A 16,965-nucleotide genomic window follows, 5' to 3' on the forward strand; every position below is an offset into this window, starting at 1 on the left:
TACCGTGGCGATTTTTCTTTTTATACTCTTCTATTCCCTTGGTATACATCGGATCAGAGACAACGGGAATGATTCTATAAGTCTAATAAAAAAGAGAGAGGACACGAATCCCCTCTCTAACTCGCTAATGTCGTTTATTTAGCTGGAACTTCTAAATCACCAGCTACGATTTTATCTTTTGCTTCTTTAACAGCTGCTTTTGCGTCATCAGACAAGTTTGTTTCTGCAAGGTCAACACCTTTGTCTTTCAAACCGTAAGTAAGGTGTTTACCACCTGGGAACTTACCATCTTTGGCTTGATTTGCCAAGTCTGCAACAGCCGCTCCAACTTCTTTCAAAGTAGAGGCAAGAACAAAGTTGGATTCTTTACCGTCTTTAGATTTGTAGTTTCCTTCATCTTTCTGGTCACGGTCAACACCGACTACCCAAACTTTTTCTGCTTCGTCTTTAGTTTCATTCAAGTCTTTCGCTTCTTTGAATACACCCACACCAGTTCCACCAGCTGCTTGGTAGATTACATCTACGCCAGCTGAGTATTGAGCTTGAGCGATTGATTTCCCTTTCGCTGCATCACTGAAAGAACCTGCGTAGTCCACACGAACGTTGATAGAAGGATCAACAGATTTAACCCCTGCTTCAAATCCTTTTTCAAAACGGGTGATAACTTCGGATTCCATACCACCGATGAAACCAATTTCTTTTGTTTTAGTTGTTTTAGCCGCAGCCACACCAGCTAGGTAAGCTGCTTCGTTGTCCGCAAAGGTTGCAGAAGCAACGTTGTCCATGTTTTCAATCACTTCATCAATGATAACGTAGTTGGTGTCTGTACGGTCTTTCGCAGCTGATTCAACAGCGTTACGAAGGGCAAAACCGATACCGAATACTAATTGGTTACCGCTAGATGCTGCTTGTTCCAAGTTGTTGGCATAGTCAGACTCACTTTGAGATTGGATATAGCTAATACCGCTTCCTTCAGATAGGCCGTTTTCTTTACCCCAAGCCATCAAACCTTCCCAAGCTGATTGGTTAAAGGACTTGTCATCAACCCCACCAGTATCGGTTACGATAACTGCCTTAAGGTCTGTTTTAGCATCGGCATTTTCACTGGTAGAACGGTTACCACAGGCTACCAATGTTAGGGCTGCTGCAGCCGTCAAACCGATATCAAACCATTGTTTCTTGTTCATTATGAACCTCCTAAAAAATGTTAGAACGAATGAGTGATCCAAATCACTAGGCAAAAGATACGGTGAGGGATACCGGAAATTCAAAGTCCTTCAAAATTAACGAACGATTTCAATGATTTCCTGGATTTCGACCTCTTCTTTTCCTATTTTAACATTTTCCAGAAATTCTTCAAGCATAACTTTCGGAATTTCCGAATTTGCGTAAATTCTCGCCAAAACTTGACCTACTTCTACCCGATCGCCCACTTTTTTCTCAAAAACAAGACCGGTTTCGAAATCTAGAGGATCTGTTTTGACAGCACGACCAGCACCTAACTTCATGGCAAAGAGACCATAATAAAGGGCTGGAAGCTCTGTAATATAGCCACTTACAGGCGCCTTAACCTCATACACCTCTTGCACTTGGACCGGCCGATAGAGGTCTTCTAAATCACCACCTTGGGCCACCACCATCTCTTCAAATTTAGCCAGAGCTAAACCGTTTTCAAGATGGGAACGAACTTCCTCAAGTGATTTTTCAACACCTGCTAAAGCCAACAACATTTGGCCCAATTCGCTTACAAAGTTCGTAATATCCGAACGACCTTGTCCCCGTAAAATCTCAATCGCTTCCAATAGCTCCAAACGATTCCCGATCGCCCGGCCCAGCGGTTGGCTCATGTCTGTCACCACAGCCACCGTTTCACGACCAACTGCTTTTCCAAGATTGACCATGGTTGTTGCCAACTCACGCGCTTCTTCGATCGTTTTCATAAAGGCACCTTGCCCAACTGTTACATCTAGAAGAATGGCATCGGCCCCTGCCGCGATTTTCTTACTCATAACCGAGCTAGCAATCAAAGGAATGATATCCACCGTTGCGGTCACATCCCGCAGAGCGTAGAGCAACTTATCAGCCTTAACCAACTGATCCGACTGGCCAATCACAGAAACACCAATCTCTTGGACCTGCTGAATAAAGTCCGCTTCCGGAATTTCTACCTGGAAACCTTTGATCGATTCCAACTTGTCCAAGGTACCACCCGTATGCCCCAGACCACGACCACTCATTTTAGCAACCGATACACCAAAGCTCGCAACCAGCGGTGCCAGAATCAGGGTTACCTTGTCCCCCACACCACCAGTGGAATGCTTATCAACCTTGATACCCGGAATAGTAGACAAATCCACCTGATCACCACTAGCCACCATAGCCATGGTTAAATCACTGATCTCCCGCGTATCCATTCCCTTAAAGTAGATTGCCATGGCCAAGGCCGCCATCTGGTAGTCCGGAACCGATCCATCCACATAGCCCTCAATCAACCAATCAATCTCCTCCTTGCTCAAGGCATGGCCATCACGTTTTTTCTGAATTAAGTCAACCGCTCTCATTCCTTTTCACTCCTAAGGATATAATAACCCTTATCCTTTCTGATAATTTCACAATTGCCAAAGATTTCTTCCATCTTCTTCTTAGCACTTGGCGCCCCTTGCTTCTTTTGAATCACAAGGGTCAAATCTCCACCAGACTCCAAGTAGTCCGGTGCCTCCACAATAATTTTGTGGACCACACTCTTACCTGCCCGAATTGGCGGATTGGAGATAATATGGGTAAAGGTCCCTGCAACCTGCTCATACACATCTGAAGAAAAGATCTGCGCCTCCACCCCATTAGCCCGGGCATTCTTGGCTGCCAAATCTAAAGCTCTTTCATTGACATCGACCATGGTCACCTGCTGGCCCTGCACCTTAGCTAAGGCAATCCCCAAAGGGCCATACCCACAGCCCAGGTCCAGCAAACGCTCTCCCGGTGCAAAATCTAGGCTATCCAACAAGACCCGGGAACCATAGTCCACCTGCTTTTTCGAAAAAACACCGGCATCGGCCAAAAAACAAAAATCTGTCCCCAAGAGGGACACCCGTAACTCTCGGACATCATGTGCGGCATCCGGCTGCTGCTCAAAATACATCTTACTCATACGTTTATTTTATCACATCTGAAAGCATTATGGAAACGGTTTACAGCTTACCACACCTATGATATACTAGGCGAGGAAGCGAGGATCTTATGCAGGAATTTTTTAACTACCGTCAGATGAAGCGGGAGGACTGGAGCCAGCTCCACTCTGATTTCACCAAGGCCGGCTTAACCCAGGCCGAATTAGACGCAATTCGCAGCCTCAACGACCCCATCGAATTAGAAGAGATCGAGGCCATCTATCTCCCCCTCATCCATTTGCTTCATATCTATAAGAAAAATAAAGAAGAACTAAATCTAGCCAAGGGGGCTTTTCTGGGCCAAACCGCTAGTAAGTCTCCCTTTATCATCGGTATCGCGGGTAGCGTGGCTGTCGGGAAATCTACAACCAGTCGACTCCTACGCTTGCTACTGCAACAAACCTATCCCGAATTACAGGTCGACCTGGTCACCACAGATGGCTTCCTCTACCCCAATGTCTACTTAGAGGCCCAAGATATGATGCACCAAAAGGGCTTCCCCCAGTCCTATGACATGGAAAAACTGCTAGACTTTTTGGACCACATCCGTAATGGCGATGCCTACGACGTTCCCCTCTACTCCCATGAGAGTTACGATATCCTCAGCGACCAGGTCTACCACTTGGAAAACACGGATATCTTGATTGTGGAAGGGATCAATCTCTTTCAAATTTCAGACCAGCCCAATCTTTTCAGTCTCGATTATTTTGATTTTTCCATCTACATCGACGCCCCCACTGCCCTCATCGAGCAGTGGTACTTGGAACGCTTCTTAAAACTGCGCGACCTGGCTATGGATAAATCGGAGAATTACCACCACCGTTTCAGTCAGATGACCGCAGCGGAATCCCTGGCTTATGCCCGTCATGTTTGGGAAAAAATCAATCTGGTCAATCTGGTCAACTACATTCTGCCGACTCGAAATCGGGCACAAATGATCCTGCACAAGAACCATGATCATAAAATTGATAAAATCTACCTAAAAAAATGAATTTTTCTTGTCAAGTGCTCAAAATTTCTGTATAATTAGATAGTTATTATTTATGGAGGTGAAAGATTTTGGCAAATATTAAATCAGCTATCAAACGCGCTGAATTGAACGTAAAACAAAACGAAAAAAATTCAGCTCAAAAATCAGCTATGCGTACTGCGATCAAGAACTTTGAAGCAAACCCAACTGAAGAGCTTTTCCGTACTGCATCTGCTGCAATTGATAAAGCAGAAACAAAAGGTTTGATTCACAAAAACAAAGCAAGCCGCGACAAGTCACGCCTTGCTGCTAAACTTGCTCAATAAGAATAGAAGCTCCTCGGAGCTTTTTTCTTTTGCCTTTAGTTACGAAAAAATGCCCTTCCTAGGAAGAGGCATTTTTTCGATTACGGGCGCGATAGCGTTTTTTCCCTTCTTTACTGAGGGTGATTTCAAAAATCGTCCCTTTGGGGCTATTGTCCTTGACTTGAATGGTCGCATTGAGGGCCGAAATGATCTGTTTGGCCAAGGCTAGACCGAGGCCAAAACCTGTGCTTTGGCGTGTCCGGGCCTTATCAACCTGGTAAAAGCGGTCAAAGACTCGGACTTTTTCTGCATCTGGAATTCCAATCCCATCATCCCAGACTTGGATCCGCAGGTCTCCATTCCGGTCTTGGGGGAATAGCTGAATCCCTACCTGACCGTCTTCCTCAGTATATTTGATGGCATTGTCAAAGAGGATGGTCAGTAACTGTTTGAGCAAACTCTTGTCGGATTGGATTTGCCCTTGAAATTCATTGACGTAGGTAAATTGCTTCCCATTTTCCTCAGCAACCAGCTCAAAGTTTTCCAAGGTATCTTCAAAAAATTGAGCATCAATGGTTTCTAAAACAGGATCAATCCCGTCATCGCGACGTGCCATACTGAGTAGATTAGCGATTAATTTACGCATATTCCGAACTTCTTCCAAGCTGGCTGCAACCGACTCGCTTTCCTCCAAAATAGTCGCTTGAGGTTTACGGAAAAGACCTTCCAAGCGATTTTGAAGAACTGCCAGAGGTGTCCGAAGTTCATGGCTGGCATTTTCGATAAAGGCTTTTTGGCGTTGGACACTGTCCAAAAGTGGGACCATGGTTAATTTAGCCAGGTAATAACTAGCCAAGAGCGAGATCGACCAGAAGATCAACATTACCATGATAACGGTGTTTTCATTTCTCTGATTGGTTGATTCTATCTGACTGGTGTTAATCAAAACAGCCGCATAGGCAATTCCGTCAATGGGCTGGGCCAATTCTAGAGGAAAACAGATTTCCCGGAAGCGCTCCTTTTTCCCAAAGGTGGTTCGCATTTCAACCTGACGGATCTGATAGAATTTTTTCTTAGCATCTAGCTGAATATTATTGGTATCCAACAAGTGGCTATTGGTGGACAAGGCTTCTCCATCTTCATTAAATAAGAGGACTTCGGAATTGGCCGAAAGGGGCGCCTCAATATTCTTTAAATCCTTTTCAATCCCGGCAATATTATCGGTATAACTTTTTAGGGACCGAAGGGCTGCTAAAACCGTTGCTTCCGAGTTCTGGCTGTAGTTCCTCAGAGTTCCATCGACCGAACTATAGATCCCCGACCGCATAATTTGTAAAATCAACACGGTCATGGTTCCAAAAATCAGGGTAAAGACGGTTACATAGCGAATAAAATACGGAAAATTAGCCGATTGGGCTTTTTCTTTAACCTTGTTCATGTTTCAAAATGTATCCCACACTTCTAAGTGTCTGCAAATGTTCTGCAAAAACACTTCCTTTAAGTTTCTTCCGAATTTTGGAGACATAGACCTCTACAACCGAAATCGTGGTATCAGAATCAAAGCCCCAGATTCGGTCGAAGATTTGTGACTTGGGTAAGATGACATTTTGGTTCTGCAAGAAATAGACCAGAAGGTCAAATTCTTTCCCCAAAAGCTCGACCTCTTTCCCTGCCATTTTAGTGCTATTGGTATTGAGATCAACTTCAATATCCCCATAGACCAACTGATTCAAATGAAATTTCCCAGAGCGTTTGAGCAGGGCCTGAATCCGCATTTTCAACTCTTCCAAATAGAAGGGTTTGGTTAAATAATCATCGGCTCCCAGTTCAAAGCCTTGGCCCTTGTCCTCCAAACTTTCCTTGGCTGTCATGATTAAAACCGGGGTGGAAACTCCCTTCTCCCGCAATTCTTGAAGGACCTGAAAACCATCTTTTTCGGGCAGCATCAAATCCAAAAGAATCAAATCATAGATGCCAGACTCGGCTTCATAGAGACCTTCCTCACCATCAAAAACCTGCATCACATCTGCAAAATCATCCAAAAAATCAAAAACTGAATTGGACAAACTCAGGTCATCTTCGACCAACAAAATCTTAATCATCACTATTCCTCTATTCAAAAAGCCTGGGCCTGTTGCGACTCTCCAACCACCAACAGCACGTATGAATGGTCCGTTCGTCCTCAGTCCCCAGGCCTTTCCCTGTCTACTTTTTTTCTAGTTTACCAAGGTAAACTTAACTATTTCCTAATTCGCTTTTAGAGCAGCTAGAACCTGCTCCCGATCGCGTTCCATCAAGGCAACACGCGCCTCAATCTCATTCATTCCCATGATGATATTACGTTGCATAGATAGATCATCCAATTTTGGCTGGAAGAAATCTTTGTAGGCCTGCAACTGATCCTGACGATGGAAACTGTTAGCTGGGTAGATAATGTACTTGTCGAAGGACATATCACCCCCTAAGGCATCCACAATCCAGTCCCAATTTCGACCAGCCCAGTCCCAAGCTAGCGAACTCGCCTTAGCTTGCAACAAGAAGGCCCGGTACCAAGACATGGCCAAATCCTGTGGTTTAACAACCGATTTGTCCTGCCACTTAGATAGCAGCAACTGCAGGTGCTCCTCCTCTTGAGCATAGGATAAGGCTGCCGCTAGCTGGCGTTGGAAGGTTCCATCGGTTGCATTTTTGTACAAAGCCAGGTAGAGTTCTACCAACTCTGCTGACTCAGCCGACTTCATTTGATTGATCAACACTTGCGAGCGGATCGAAGCAGGTGTATCTTCCAAATGTTCTTGGTACTGTTCAAAAAGGGCTGCCACTTCTTCCACAACAGGGACATCCCCTGCTTCTACCAGTTGACCCAAGGCCACCTGGCGGACCAATTCATCCTGCTCCGCTTCACCAGCTTGTGGCACCACCCCCAAGGTTTGAACTACAGGACCAAAGAGTTGTGAAACTTTTTGGTCCAGAGCAGCCTGGGCCTCCTTATCTTGGTCCACAAAGCGGGCCAAGGCTCGGACGACATTGGCCCAAGCGGAGAGAACAATAAAGGCTTTCTCTTCTGGCCATTTTTTCATCAAAGCAACCAAGGAAGCATAAGAAATACGTCCAGCTTCTGCCAACAATTGTTGCTCCTGCACCAACTGCAGACGACTAATAGCATCTAGGTCTGCGATCTTCTCAACCAAGGAGGCTCCGATTAGACCTTGGTAGTCACAAATATAGTGGGCTGTATTGCCATCATTGAAGCGAAGGGCACCTGCCTCAGCATTGGCAGCCGCCAAGGCTGCATAGCCTGGGATGACCAAGCGTCCTGTCGTCATCATATCTGGCAACCCTTGCCAATTGCTGTTTAGAGGGATATGCCAGAGACGGCCCTTGTCTTCTCCTTGTCCTAAGAAGAATTGTTCCTGGGTCAACACTAGATCATCCCCCTCAAGCGCAACTGTAACCACTGGGTAACCTGGTTGCTCCAACCAAGACTCCATAAAGGCTCCAACTTCTTTCCCTGAAGCAGCTTCCAAGGCAGCCCAGAGATCCGCTCCAACTGTGTTTCCATATTGGTGTTTGCGGAAATAGTCTCCCAAGCCTTGAGAAAAGGCTTGATCGCCCAACCAGCGATGCAACATGTGCATAAGCCGGCTTCCCTTGGCATAAACAATGGCCGGATCAAAGAGGGTATTGACCTCATCTGGATGATTAACCTGCACATGGACCGACTGAACCCCATCGGTTGCATCTCGGCGAAGAGAAAGTGGAATTCCACTAGTCTGGAAATCTTCCAAAATGTTCCAACCTGGCTCTAAGTGATCCACGCTGACATATTCCATCATATTGGCGAAACTCTCATTCAACCAGAGGTCATCCCACCATTCCATGGTCACCAAGTTACCAAACCACTGGTGAGCTACTTCATGGGCAATCACCAAGGCCACTTGTTGACGGCTGTGGAAACTTGAATTGGCATCCACCAAGAGATAGACCTCCCGGTAGGTCACTAAGCCCCAGTTTTCCATAGCACCCGAAGAGAAATCCGGGAGGGCCAAATGTAGGGATTGGGGAATTGGGTAAGGGACATCGAAATAGTCTTCGTAGAAAGCAATCACACGCTTGGCAATATCCAAGGCAAATTCCAAGTTTCTTTCTGGATGAGCCTTGCTAGCATAAACACCAACCAAGGTACCCCGTTCTGTCCGATCGGTAATTCCTTGTAAATCTCCGATTCCAAAGGCCAAGAGATAGGTCGACATGCGTGGTGTCCGTTCAAAGGTCCAGACACCGGTTTGTGCCCCCTGACCTGGTACTTGTTCCGGCATATTGGACAGGGCAATTTCTCCCTCCACCTGGTCAAACCGCAAGGTTAAATCAAAGGTCGCCTTGGCTTCTGGTTCATCAATACATGGAAAGGCTTCCCGCGCAAAGTGACTTTCAAACTGCGTTGAAATAATTTCCTTATCCTGACCATCCAAGCGGTAATAAGATGGATAGATACCGGTCATCCGGTCATTAATTTTTCCACGATAGTTGACCACAACTGACACATCACCGGGCTCTAGACCAGCAGCTCTGACCAAGTCCTGCTCCTCTTCAACAACAAAGTCACAGTCCTGACCTGCAACAGCTAGGGAAACAATTTCCAACTCCTTCTGGTGCAAAGCCAACTCGCTGCCTGATAGATGCCCCTGGATGGTTACCTGACCCGAAAAAGTACGAGCCTTTCGATCTACCATTAGCTCCAAGCTGTAGTGTTCTGGTTGAAATCCTTGATACAAACGTTGCAATTCTGTCATATTCTCCCCTTTACTGAAAACGCAAGCCTTTAGGATAGTGATTTTTGACCATCCCTTGACTAATTTTGACATAACCAAGGCCATTTTTGCCACAGACTAAGTGGTACCAACCATTGGCCGGCGAACCGTGGGCTGGCAAACTCTGACCGGCGACATAGGCCGGAAACTCTTCTTCTGGCAATTCATACTTGTGATGCGACTGACTGGGCTTCAAAGCCATCCCCAAGGCAAAACTAGGTTCAAACCGTTTTTTCTTGAAGGTCCCCAGATGCAAGCCATTGCGGGCAATTCGGATTTTGTCCAAAGCCGGCAAACCTGTCGGGAGCAGGTAGAGCTCCTCGCCAAAAGTCTGCAAGACTCCTGGCAAAGCCTCCTGCAAGTGTTCTTGTTCAAAGACTTGCCAGAGTTTTTTCTGCTCCGCACTAAGGTTGCTGCGCGGAGCTTTCTTTTTGGGAACCTTGTTGGCACCCTGGTAGTGCAGACGAGCGACAAACTGGCCCTCTCCCTTAAAATGATGGGGATACATCCGGGCTGTCTGACTCTGATCCAAACCGGCAACCATACCATTTTTCAGGGGAACCTGCTCCAAATCAAATACATATTCCGTCAATAACCAATCCACAATCGCTTCATTTTCTTCTGGAGCCCAGGTACAGGTCGAGTAGACCAAACGACCACCCGGAGCCAACATGGTCACAGCCGCCTCCAAAATCTCCCGTTGCAGGCTGGCACACTGGCTTGGATAAGCCGGAGTCCAATAATCCATAGCTTCCGGTTGTTTCCGAAACATACCTTCACCGGAACAGGGAGCATCCAAGACAATCACATCAAAGAAGCCTTGAAAAACCTTGCTGAGCGTAGCCGCATCGGTATTGGTCACTACTGCATTACGGGCCCCAAAGCGCTCTAGATTTTCAACCAAAATTTTAGCCCTTTTGGGATGAATTTCATTAGCGACTAGTAACCCCTGATTGTTCAAGTAGGACAAAATATGAGTCGATTTGCCACCCGGGGCCGCGGCCAAATCCAAGACCTTCATGCCTGGCTCAATCCCTGCGGCATCCACCACCATTTGGGCAGCGGGCTCCTGGGAATAAACCTGGCCGGTCACATGTTGTAAGGATTTACCAGAAACCTTCCCATAATAAGACCAGGGTAGCCCCGGAATCGGCTGGGCAGTTTCTGGGAGCTGGATGGCCTCTTTTAAAGGGTTGACCCGGAAAGCCGAAACCGCTTCCTCCTCAAAACTTGCCAGAAAGGCAGAACTTTCCGATCCCAAGATTGCTTGATATTTCTCTTTAAATCCTGCCGGAAAAGGCATGACTGCCACCTCCTCTTATTTTTTCCAAAAAATAATCTTCTAAATGGGCGGGAATTAGGAAAACGGGCTGCTTGCCCTGAAAACGAAGGGCTTGCCCTTGAGCTTCGAGGAAGCGATACCCCAAGGCTGGAGCTAGCACATAGGCTGCCGCATAATCCCAGGGTTGGAGGTAGGAGGCATAAGTCAACAGCTTGCCCTGCAAGACCTTGAGAAAACTAATGCCGGCACTTCCATAAACCCGGACTCCCAGGCTATCCCGGGCAATATCAGCCAGGCCAAAGGTGTTATCCCGCAACATGGCAGTATTGCCCGAAACCAGCGACCGCTCTACCTGCACACAGGCTGCCGGCGCTGCAAAAGCCTTACCATTACAGGTAACCGGCAGTACCCCACCACCAGCTAAAAGAACTCGGCCCATCACATCATAGATAAAGGCAAAACCGGGCTGGCCATCCCGAAAAAAAGCCAGCATAATTGCAAAATTTTCACGCTGGGCAACCAGATTATTGGTTCCATCAATTGGATCCAAAATCCAGACTGCTCCTGACCGGGCATCTGGCTGATCGGTCAGCTCCTCCGCCAAAAAGGTATCCTCTGGAAAAACCTGACTGAGTTTACTGACTAAAAAATCTTGCACCCGATAATCCAGGTTGGTGACCAAGTCCGTCGGATCCTGCTTGCAACTGACCTCTAAGGGTTGCTCCAAGGCTTCACGAAGCATGATCCCAGCCTCTTCCAGCAAATCCAAGGCCAGCTTGTATCTGGACTTAAAGTCGAACTCTGCCATTCCCGCGCTCCTTCGCTGCCTGCCAGGCCCGGTACAAGGAATAACCACTGGCCGCCTCAAATTCACGCCCCAGGGTCTTTTCAGCTGCCTTGCCAGGAACAACTTGTTTAAATTTCTGATAAGCCGCTAACAGGTCCTGGGCCTCAACCCCACCTTCATAGGCTTCTTCCACGCGATTGAAAAAAGAGAGCACTGAAGCTAATTCTTCAGTACTCCAACTTTCATCAAACGGATAACTATACTGATTCCTCATATCGATCCATCTCCGCTCTTAAGGTTGCATTTTTTAATTCTTGCTTCCGATAGCCCCTCGGTAAGAAAGCCCGAATCTCATCCTCATTAAAACCAACTTGCAGACGCTTGGAATCGAGGATGATAGGACGACGTAAAAGACTAGGGTTCTGCTCAATCAAACTCAATAGTTGTGAAATGGGCAGCTCCTCCAAATCCACATTTAATTTTTGAAAAATCTTCGAACGAGTTGAAATGATATCATCCGTTCCATTTTCAGTTAAAGACAAAATTTGACGCAATTCCTCCGCACTGAGGGGACTGGTCATAATATTATGTTCCTGAAACGGCACTTCGTGCTTACTCAACCAAGCACGGGCCTTCCGACAGCTGGTACAGCTGGGAGATAAGAATAAAGTAATCATCGTAAGATTCGCTTTCCAACCTACATACTATGTCTATTTTATCAAAAACGGAAAGGGATTCCTAGTCTTTTTTGAAAAGGTACCCAAAAAGCTCCACTCCTTTAGGATTTGGCAATAAAATCGAGCTCCATTAGCTCTATCCCTCGAGTTTCCACAACATCCATCGCCAAGGGAAAATCCAAAATTTCCTGTGGCTCCCAGCGAAGGGTTACCTGGTCATGGTCAAAGCCCTTCTTACCCCCCAAGAGATCTTCCTCTTTTTGGTCCGAAAAGATTTCGATCTGGTACCAATCTGTCGGCGACTGCTGGTCAAAGCTCAAATAAAAGGCATGAGGCCCCCCTTCAGCAAATACGTACTCCTGAATCAAACGATTCAAGCGATCCATTGCTTGACTATCGGGTTGCTCTGCTTGAAACAAGGACAGCCGTAAGCCGGAACCTGCTTGAGGCAGCTCTTTACTCAACTTCTCAAGCAAAATCAGCCCCTCCAAGCGAATATAGGCCTGCTCACGAATATAGGCCTGAACCTGGTCTTTATAATCTTTGTAGGTATCGGAGTTCAAAAACTGGAGATAGGCCTGATTGGAACTAAAAATCTCCAAGACCAGATACAGATCTCCCTGCTCTGGACTCTGAAAACCATAAAAACTGACCAGATCCTCACCCAGTTCTTTAGAAGCCTGGGCTAGATCCGCCAGGCAGCCTAGAAATTCCTCCCTTTGTTCGGGATGAATGGAAATACGAAATAGATTGATCACAGGTTTCATTTAGTCACGCTCCTTCCAGTCTTGAGCACGGTTTTTATCATCTTCTAATTGTTCAATCAGAGCTTGCACACTCGAGAATTTCACCATATCCCGTAAGCGTGCCAACCAATCAATCTTCAGACGATGACCATAGATATCCGCCGCGAAATCAAAGATATTGACTTCAAAGCGCAATTCATCCCCTTCAAAGGTTACATTTTTCCCAACCGAGGCCATTCCGCGATAGACCCGATTCCCCTCATGAACGTCCACGACATAGACGCCATCTGCCGGCATGTGCAGCCGATCCAGAGGAGCCAGATTGGCTGTCGGATAACCAATCGTCCGACCACGCGCATCCCCGTGCACCACAATTCCACAAGTCTGATAAGGTCGCCCTAGTAGTTGACTCACTTCTTCCACCTGTCCCTGGGCCAAGGCAGCTCGAATCCGTGTGGAGCTGACTTTTTTTCCGTCCAAATCATAAGAAGGAACAATTTCCACCTGACCTGGGAAGGATGAGGCTAAGAGCTGGGCTCCCTGCCGGTCACAGCCAAAATGGTAATCAAAACCAACCACCAACTTCTGAGCCTTGAGACTAGCCACATAGGTGTCCAAAAATTCTTGCCCCGTCAAACTACCAAATTCACTGGTAAAATCCTGCAAATACAAGAGGTCCACACCGGCCTGCTCCAACAATTCCTCCCGCAATTCGGAACTCGACAAATGCAGGAGCAAGTCTGGTCGAAATCGACTAAAGGCCAACTGCGGAGATTCCGGAAAGGTCAGCAGGGCCACCTGTAATCCTGACTGGTCTGCTAACTGACGGGCCCGTTGAAAGAGCTGCTGATGTCCTTTATGGATTCCATCGAAATAACCGAGCACCAAAATGGTCGACTCCTTCTGTTCAATATCACGCCAGTCTTGAATGACTTGTTTTTTCATGCCTACTCCTTTCCTAGACAAAAACCTTGCTGGGCTTCCAAAGGTCTCCCTTTCGTTCCAGAACCGCATACAACTGCCCCTGGTAAAGGGCTGCCATCCGCTCTTCTGAATTGGTAGCCTGGATCCAACGACCATACCGTAATTCCTCAGCCTCTGCTGAACTTAGGTCATAGCTGGGCAGACTGGAAATTCCGAACTCCAAAGGTAAGCAAAAACTTTCCTGCCCCTCTGCCACCAGTTTTTCCAACTCTTCCAAGCTATAAGCTTCCGCCAGACTTAGACCAGCTGACTGGGTACGTACCAATCGAGACATGTGGCTGGCCAAGCCCAACTTTTGACCCAAGTCGACCGCCAAGGTTCGAACATAGGTCCCCTTGGAACAAACAACCCGAAAGTCAAAGCGGAGCAAGCCATCCTCCCAACGGAACTCTGACTGACGGGAAAATTCTTGAATGGTCACTTGGCGGACCGGACGCTGGACTTCTTCACCAGCCCGAGCATATTCATAGAGTTTCCGACCATTGACCTTGACGGCTGAATACATGGGCGGAATCTGTTGGATTTCCCCCTGAAAACTGGCCATCAACTGGTCAACGACTTCTGGAGTCAGATCCCGAGGAACCTCTGATTCTGCAATCCTTTCGCCCCAGGCATCCTCTGTGGTCGTTGCATAACCCAAAGTAATCTCACCTTCGTAGACCTTGCCCCCATCTTGCATATATTCAATCAAACGGGTTGCCTTGCCGACAGCTATCGGGAGAACTCCTGTAACCTGAGGATCTAGGGTTCCACCATGCCCAACCTTTTTGGTTTTCAAGAGGCGACGCAAGCGGCCAACAACATCATGGCTGGTCATCCCAGCTGCCTTATTAACAGCAATAATTCCTTCCACGCTTCTCTCCTATCGTTTTTCAATGGGAGCCAAGGCTGCCAAAACTTTTTTCACGCCCATGTCTGGGAAAGAAATTTTCAACTCCTGGGCATCTCCAGAACCTGATACCGCTAGGACTGTTCCCAGTCCCCATTTGCGGTGGGAAACCTGATCTCCAATTTCCCAAACTTCTCCGGTTGCTTTCGAAGCAAGAGCCACCATCCCTGCCGTCTTGGGTTGAACCGCTTGTTTCCGCAAGCGTAGGGCTTCCTCCAAGCTCATTCCTTGACCAAACTTTTGCCCAGCTTGATTGGTATAGGAAACTGCAAAGCTAGTATTAGCGGGCTTGGCCAAGCCTTGGTAGTCCAAAAGCTCCGCTGAAATCTCATTCAAGAAACGACTGGGTTTGTTATAGCTGGTCCGCCCATAGAGCAGGCGAGAATTGGCGTTGGTCAAAAACAGCCGCTCCTCAGCTCGGGTAATCCCTACATAGGCCAAACGACGCTCCTCTTCTAGTTCATCTGGTTCCTGACTGGCCCTAGAAAGCGGGAAGACATTTTCTTCCATCCCAATCAGAAAGACATAGGGAAACTCCAAGCCCTTGGCTGCATGGAGGGTCATCAAGGTTACCTCGGCTGCTTCCACTTCTCCCTCATCAGTCTCGGAGCTGAGCGCCAAATCAATCAAGAAACGACCCAAGCGGTCCAAACCAGTTTCGCCCTCTTCAGCCTCTCCTTCATCAAAGGACTGGGTCACTGAGAGAAACTCCTGGATATTCTCCAAGCGTGACTGGGCTTCAACTGTCCGCTGGACCTCTAGGTTTTGACGGTAGCCTGACTCATCCAAAAGGGCATTGACCAATTCCGTCACGCTCAAGTTATCAACCTGTTGACGCAGGCGATTCATCATAGCCGCAAAGTCTTCCAAAGCTTGGGCGGCCTTACCCTTAATCGGAGATAGGATCAATTCGCCACTAGCTTCAAATAAAGACAAGCCCTGAAGCTGAGCAAACTCTCGCAATTTTGTCAGGGTTCCTGGACCCACCCCGCGCTTGGGTTCATTGATGATCCGCTCAAAACTAATATTATCCTTGTGATTGGCCAATAGGTTTAAATAAGCCACCAAATCTCGGATTTCCTTCCGGCTGTAGAACTTGGTTCCGCCAACCATGGTATAGGGAATAGCTGACTTCATTAAGGCTTCCTCAATAGTCCGGGATTGGGCATTGGTACGGTAGAGAACAGCCATGTTCTTATAATTTTTCCCTTCTTCTAGGACCAGCTGGCGAATGCTTTTAGCAACAAAGAGAGCTTCTTCTTGCTCATTGGTGGCCCGGTAATAGACTAGGGATTGTCCCTCGGGATTTTGGGTCCAGAGTTTTTTCGGACGGCGGTTTTTATTATGCACAATCACTTCATTGGCTGCCTGCAAAATCTTCTTGGTCGAGCGGTAGTTCTCTTCTAAAAGAACAACCTTGGCTGCCTTGTAGTCGCGTTCAAAATCCAAGATATTTTGCATATCTGCACCCCGCCAACCATAGATGGACTGGTCAGCATCCCCCACTACACAGATATTCTGGAAACGAGAGGCTAACAGTTTAACCAATTGGTATTGAGCCTGGTTGGTATCCTGGTACTCATCCACATGAATATATTGAAACTTTTGTTGATAGTAGGTTAAAACATCTGGATTTTGATCAAATAACCGAAGCGTCATCAGAATCAAATCATCAAAGTCCATAGCCTCTGACTGGCGCAACTCCTGCTGATAGGCCTTGTAACATCTGGCTACAACCTGACTGTACATATCACTAGCCTGAGCTTCATAAGCTCGATCATCCAAAAGATCATTCTTGGCATTGGAGATGGTTCCCAAAACCGCTCGCTCACTCCACTTTTGCGGATCCAGGTTAAGTTCCTTGAGAATCCGCTTCATAAGCGTCCGTTGCTCCCCAGGATCGACAATGGTAAAGTTACGGTTATAACCAATCCGATCGGCATCGCGCCGTAAAATGCGGACACACATGGAGTGGAAGGTTGAAATTAGGGTATCCTGGGTTGCAGGATTCAAGGCATAGGCCCGCTCCTTCATTTCCCGTGCCGCCTTATTGGTAAAGGTGATCGCGAGAATATTCCAGGGGTTGACCATCTTTTCATCAATTAAATAGGCAATTCGGTGGGTCAAAACTCGGGTTTTACCAGAACCAGCCCCGGCCATAATCAACAAGGGTCCCTCCGTCGTTTGGACAGCCTCGGCCTGGCGCTCATTCATACCCGTTAATAGTGGATTCATGTCATCTCCTTGTAGTTGTGAAAATATCTTTCCCTATTATAACATTTGCCGTCCTTAACCTTCAATCGCCGTCATTGAATTTCCGAGACCCTTTTGTTAAACTTTTTGAAAA

General features: G+C 47.1%; 16 protein-coding genes. 2 read left to right on the forward strand and 14 right to left on the reverse strand.

The window, feature by feature from the left end:
- Positions 1 to 134 precede the first annotated feature (134 nt).
- From N4310_RS02985 to N4310_RS02995, 3 genes are all read right to left on the reverse strand, one after another.
- Positions 135 to 1,187 carry a BMP family lipoprotein gene (locus tag N4310_RS02985; protein WP_262092016.1) on the reverse strand — a complete coding sequence of 351 codons (1,053 nt, stop codon included), beginning with the start codon at positions 1,185 to 1,187 and terminating at the stop codon, positions 135 to 137.
- Between the two features lie 96 nt (positions 1,188 to 1,283).
- Positions 1,284 to 2,561 carry a pyrimidine-nucleoside phosphorylase gene (locus N4310_RS02990; protein ID WP_262092017.1) on the reverse strand — a complete coding sequence of 426 codons (1,278 nt, stop codon included), beginning with the start codon at positions 2,559 to 2,561 and terminating at the stop codon, positions 1,284 to 1,286.
- Positions 2,558 to 3,148: a class I SAM-dependent methyltransferase gene (locus tag N4310_RS02995; RefSeq protein ID WP_262092018.1), complete on the reverse strand. Its 591-nt coding sequence runs from the start codon at positions 3,146 to 3,148 to the stop codon at positions 2,558 to 2,560. The genes N4310_RS02990 and N4310_RS02995 overlap by 4 nt, the downstream gene beginning before the upstream one ends.
- Before the next feature lie 89 nt (positions 3,149 to 3,237).
- Here N4310_RS02995 and coaA point away from each other — a divergent pair, with 89 nt between their 5' ends.
- Positions 3,238 to 4,158: a type I pantothenate kinase gene (coaA, locus tag N4310_RS03000; protein WP_262092019.1), complete on the forward strand. Its 921-nt coding sequence runs from the start codon at positions 3,238 to 3,240 to the stop codon at positions 4,156 to 4,158.
- 68 nt (positions 4,159 to 4,226) lie between these two features.
- The gene (gene rpsT, locus N4310_RS03005) at positions 4,227 to 4,463 is read left to right on the forward strand and encodes a 30S ribosomal protein S20 (protein ID WP_160332268.1); all 237 of its coding nucleotides are present in this window, start codon (positions 4,227 to 4,229) and stop codon (positions 4,461 to 4,463) included.
- A gap of 58 nt (positions 4,464 to 4,521) precedes the next feature.
- Here rpsT and N4310_RS03010 read toward each other — a convergent pair whose 3' ends face one another.
- The 11 genes from N4310_RS03010 to pcrA form a co-directional block, all read right to left on the reverse strand.
- The gene (locus tag N4310_RS03010) at positions 4,522 to 5,880 is read right to left on the reverse strand and encodes a sensor histidine kinase (protein ID WP_262092020.1); all 1,359 of its coding nucleotides are present in this window, start codon (positions 5,878 to 5,880) and stop codon (positions 4,522 to 4,524) included.
- On the reverse strand, positions 5,867 to 6,544 hold the full coding sequence (locus tag N4310_RS03015; protein WP_179924664.1) for a response regulator transcription factor: 678 nt from the start codon (positions 6,542 to 6,544) through the stop codon (positions 5,867 to 5,869). The genes N4310_RS03010 and N4310_RS03015 overlap by 14 nt, the downstream gene beginning before the upstream one ends.
- 144 nt (positions 6,545 to 6,688) lie before the next feature.
- Positions 6,689 to 9,235, reverse strand: a complete 2,547-nt coding sequence (locus N4310_RS03020) for a M1 family metallopeptidase (protein ID WP_262092021.1) — start codon at positions 9,233 to 9,235, stop codon at positions 6,689 to 6,691.
- A 10-nt stretch (positions 9,236 to 9,245) separates the two neighbouring features.
- Positions 9,246 to 10,556: an RsmB/NOP family class I SAM-dependent RNA methyltransferase gene (locus N4310_RS03025; RefSeq protein ID WP_262092022.1), complete on the reverse strand. Its 1,311-nt coding sequence runs from the start codon at positions 10,554 to 10,556 to the stop codon at positions 9,246 to 9,248.
- Positions 10,534 to 11,343, reverse strand: coding sequence for an inositol monophosphatase family protein (locus tag N4310_RS03030; protein ID WP_262092023.1), 810 nt, complete (start codon positions 11,341 to 11,343; stop codon positions 10,534 to 10,536). Before N4310_RS03030 ends, N4310_RS03025 begins: the two co-directional genes overlap by 23 nt.
- Positions 11,324 to 11,596: a UPF0223 family protein gene (locus N4310_RS03035; RefSeq protein WP_160332262.1), complete on the reverse strand. Its 273-nt coding sequence runs from the start codon at positions 11,594 to 11,596 to the stop codon at positions 11,324 to 11,326. Before N4310_RS03035 ends, N4310_RS03030 begins: the two co-directional genes overlap by 20 nt.
- Positions 11,580 to 11,999: a Spx/MgsR family RNA polymerase-binding regulatory protein gene (locus N4310_RS03040; RefSeq protein ID WP_160332261.1), complete on the reverse strand. Its 420-nt coding sequence runs from the start codon at positions 11,997 to 11,999 to the stop codon at positions 11,580 to 11,582. Before N4310_RS03040 ends, N4310_RS03035 begins: the two co-directional genes overlap by 17 nt.
- Positions 12,000 to 12,100: 101 nt before the next feature.
- Positions 12,101 to 12,766: an antibiotic biosynthesis monooxygenase family protein gene (locus N4310_RS03045; RefSeq protein ID WP_262092024.1), complete on the reverse strand. Its 666-nt coding sequence runs from the start codon at positions 12,764 to 12,766 to the stop codon at positions 12,101 to 12,103.
- Positions 12,767 to 13,690, reverse strand: a complete 924-nt coding sequence (locus N4310_RS03050) for a bifunctional riboflavin kinase/FAD synthetase (protein ID WP_179923540.1) — start codon at positions 13,688 to 13,690, stop codon at positions 12,767 to 12,769. It abuts the gene before it with no gap.
- A 13-nt stretch (positions 13,691 to 13,703) separates the two neighbouring features.
- Entirely contained in the window at positions 13,704 to 14,582 is an 879-nt protein-coding gene (gene truB / locus N4310_RS03055; RefSeq protein ID WP_262092025.1) for a tRNA pseudouridine(55) synthase TruB, read from the reverse strand.
- A gap of 9 nt (positions 14,583 to 14,591) precedes the next feature.
- Positions 14,592 to 16,853 carry a DNA helicase PcrA gene (pcrA, locus tag N4310_RS03060; RefSeq protein WP_262092026.1) on the reverse strand — a complete coding sequence of 754 codons (2,262 nt, stop codon included), beginning with the start codon at positions 16,851 to 16,853 and terminating at the stop codon, positions 14,592 to 14,594.
- Between the last annotated feature and the right edge of the window lie 112 nt (positions 16,854 to 16,965).

Source organism: Streptococcus danieliae, from assembly GCF_025447695.1.
Lineage (GTDB): Bacteria > Bacillota > Bacilli > Lactobacillales > Streptococcaceae > Streptococcus > Streptococcus danieliae.

Bases quoted from the DNA above. Each gene is read 5' to 3' on its own strand.
- N4310_RS02985 (WP_262092016.1), bottom strand. From the start codon at position 1,187: ATGAACAAGAAACAATGGTTTGATATCGGTTTGACGGCTGCAGCAGCC.
- N4310_RS02990 (WP_262092017.1), bottom strand. From the start codon at position 2,561: ATGAGAGCGGTTGACTTAATTCAGAAAAAACGTGATGGCCATGCCTTG.
- N4310_RS02995 (WP_262092018.1), bottom strand. From the start codon at position 3,148: ATGAGTAAGATGTATTTTGAGCAGCAGCCGGATGCCGCACATGATGTC.
- coaA (WP_262092019.1), top strand. From the start codon at position 3,238: ATGCAGGAATTTTTTAACTACCGTCAGATGAAGCGGGAGGACTGGAGC.
- N4310_RS03010 (WP_262092020.1), bottom strand. From the start codon at position 5,880: ATGAACAAGGTTAAAGAAAAAGCCCAATCGGCTAATTTTCCGTATTTT.
- N4310_RS03015 (WP_179924664.1), bottom strand. From the start codon at position 6,544: ATGATTAAGATTTTGTTGGTCGAAGATGACCTGAGTTTGTCCAATTCA.
- N4310_RS03020 (WP_262092021.1), bottom strand. From the start codon at position 9,235: ATGACAGAATTGCAACGTTTGTATCAAGGATTTCAACCAGAACACTAC.
- N4310_RS03025 (WP_262092022.1), bottom strand. From the start codon at position 10,556: ATGCCTTTTCCGGCAGGATTTAAAGAGAAATATCAAGCAATCTTGGGA.
- N4310_RS03030 (WP_262092023.1), bottom strand. From the start codon at position 11,343: ATGGCAGAGTTCGACTTTAAGTCCAGATACAAGCTGGCCTTGGATTTG.
- N4310_RS03035 (WP_160332262.1), bottom strand. From the start codon at position 11,596: ATGAGGAATCAGTATAGTTATCCGTTTGATGAAAGTTGGAGTACTGAA.
- N4310_RS03040 (WP_160332261.1), bottom strand. From the start codon at position 11,999: ATGATTACTTTATTCTTATCTCCCAGCTGTACCAGCTGTCGGAAGGCC.
- N4310_RS03045 (WP_262092024.1), bottom strand. From the start codon at position 12,766: ATGAAACCTGTGATCAATCTATTTCGTATTTCCATTCATCCCGAACAA.
- N4310_RS03050 (WP_179923540.1), bottom strand. From the start codon at position 13,690: ATGAAAAAACAAGTCATTCAAGACTGGCGTGATATTGAACAGAAGGAG.
- pcrA (WP_262092026.1), bottom strand. From the start codon at position 16,853: ATGAATCCACTATTAACGGGTATGAATGAGCGCCAGGCCGAGGCTGTC.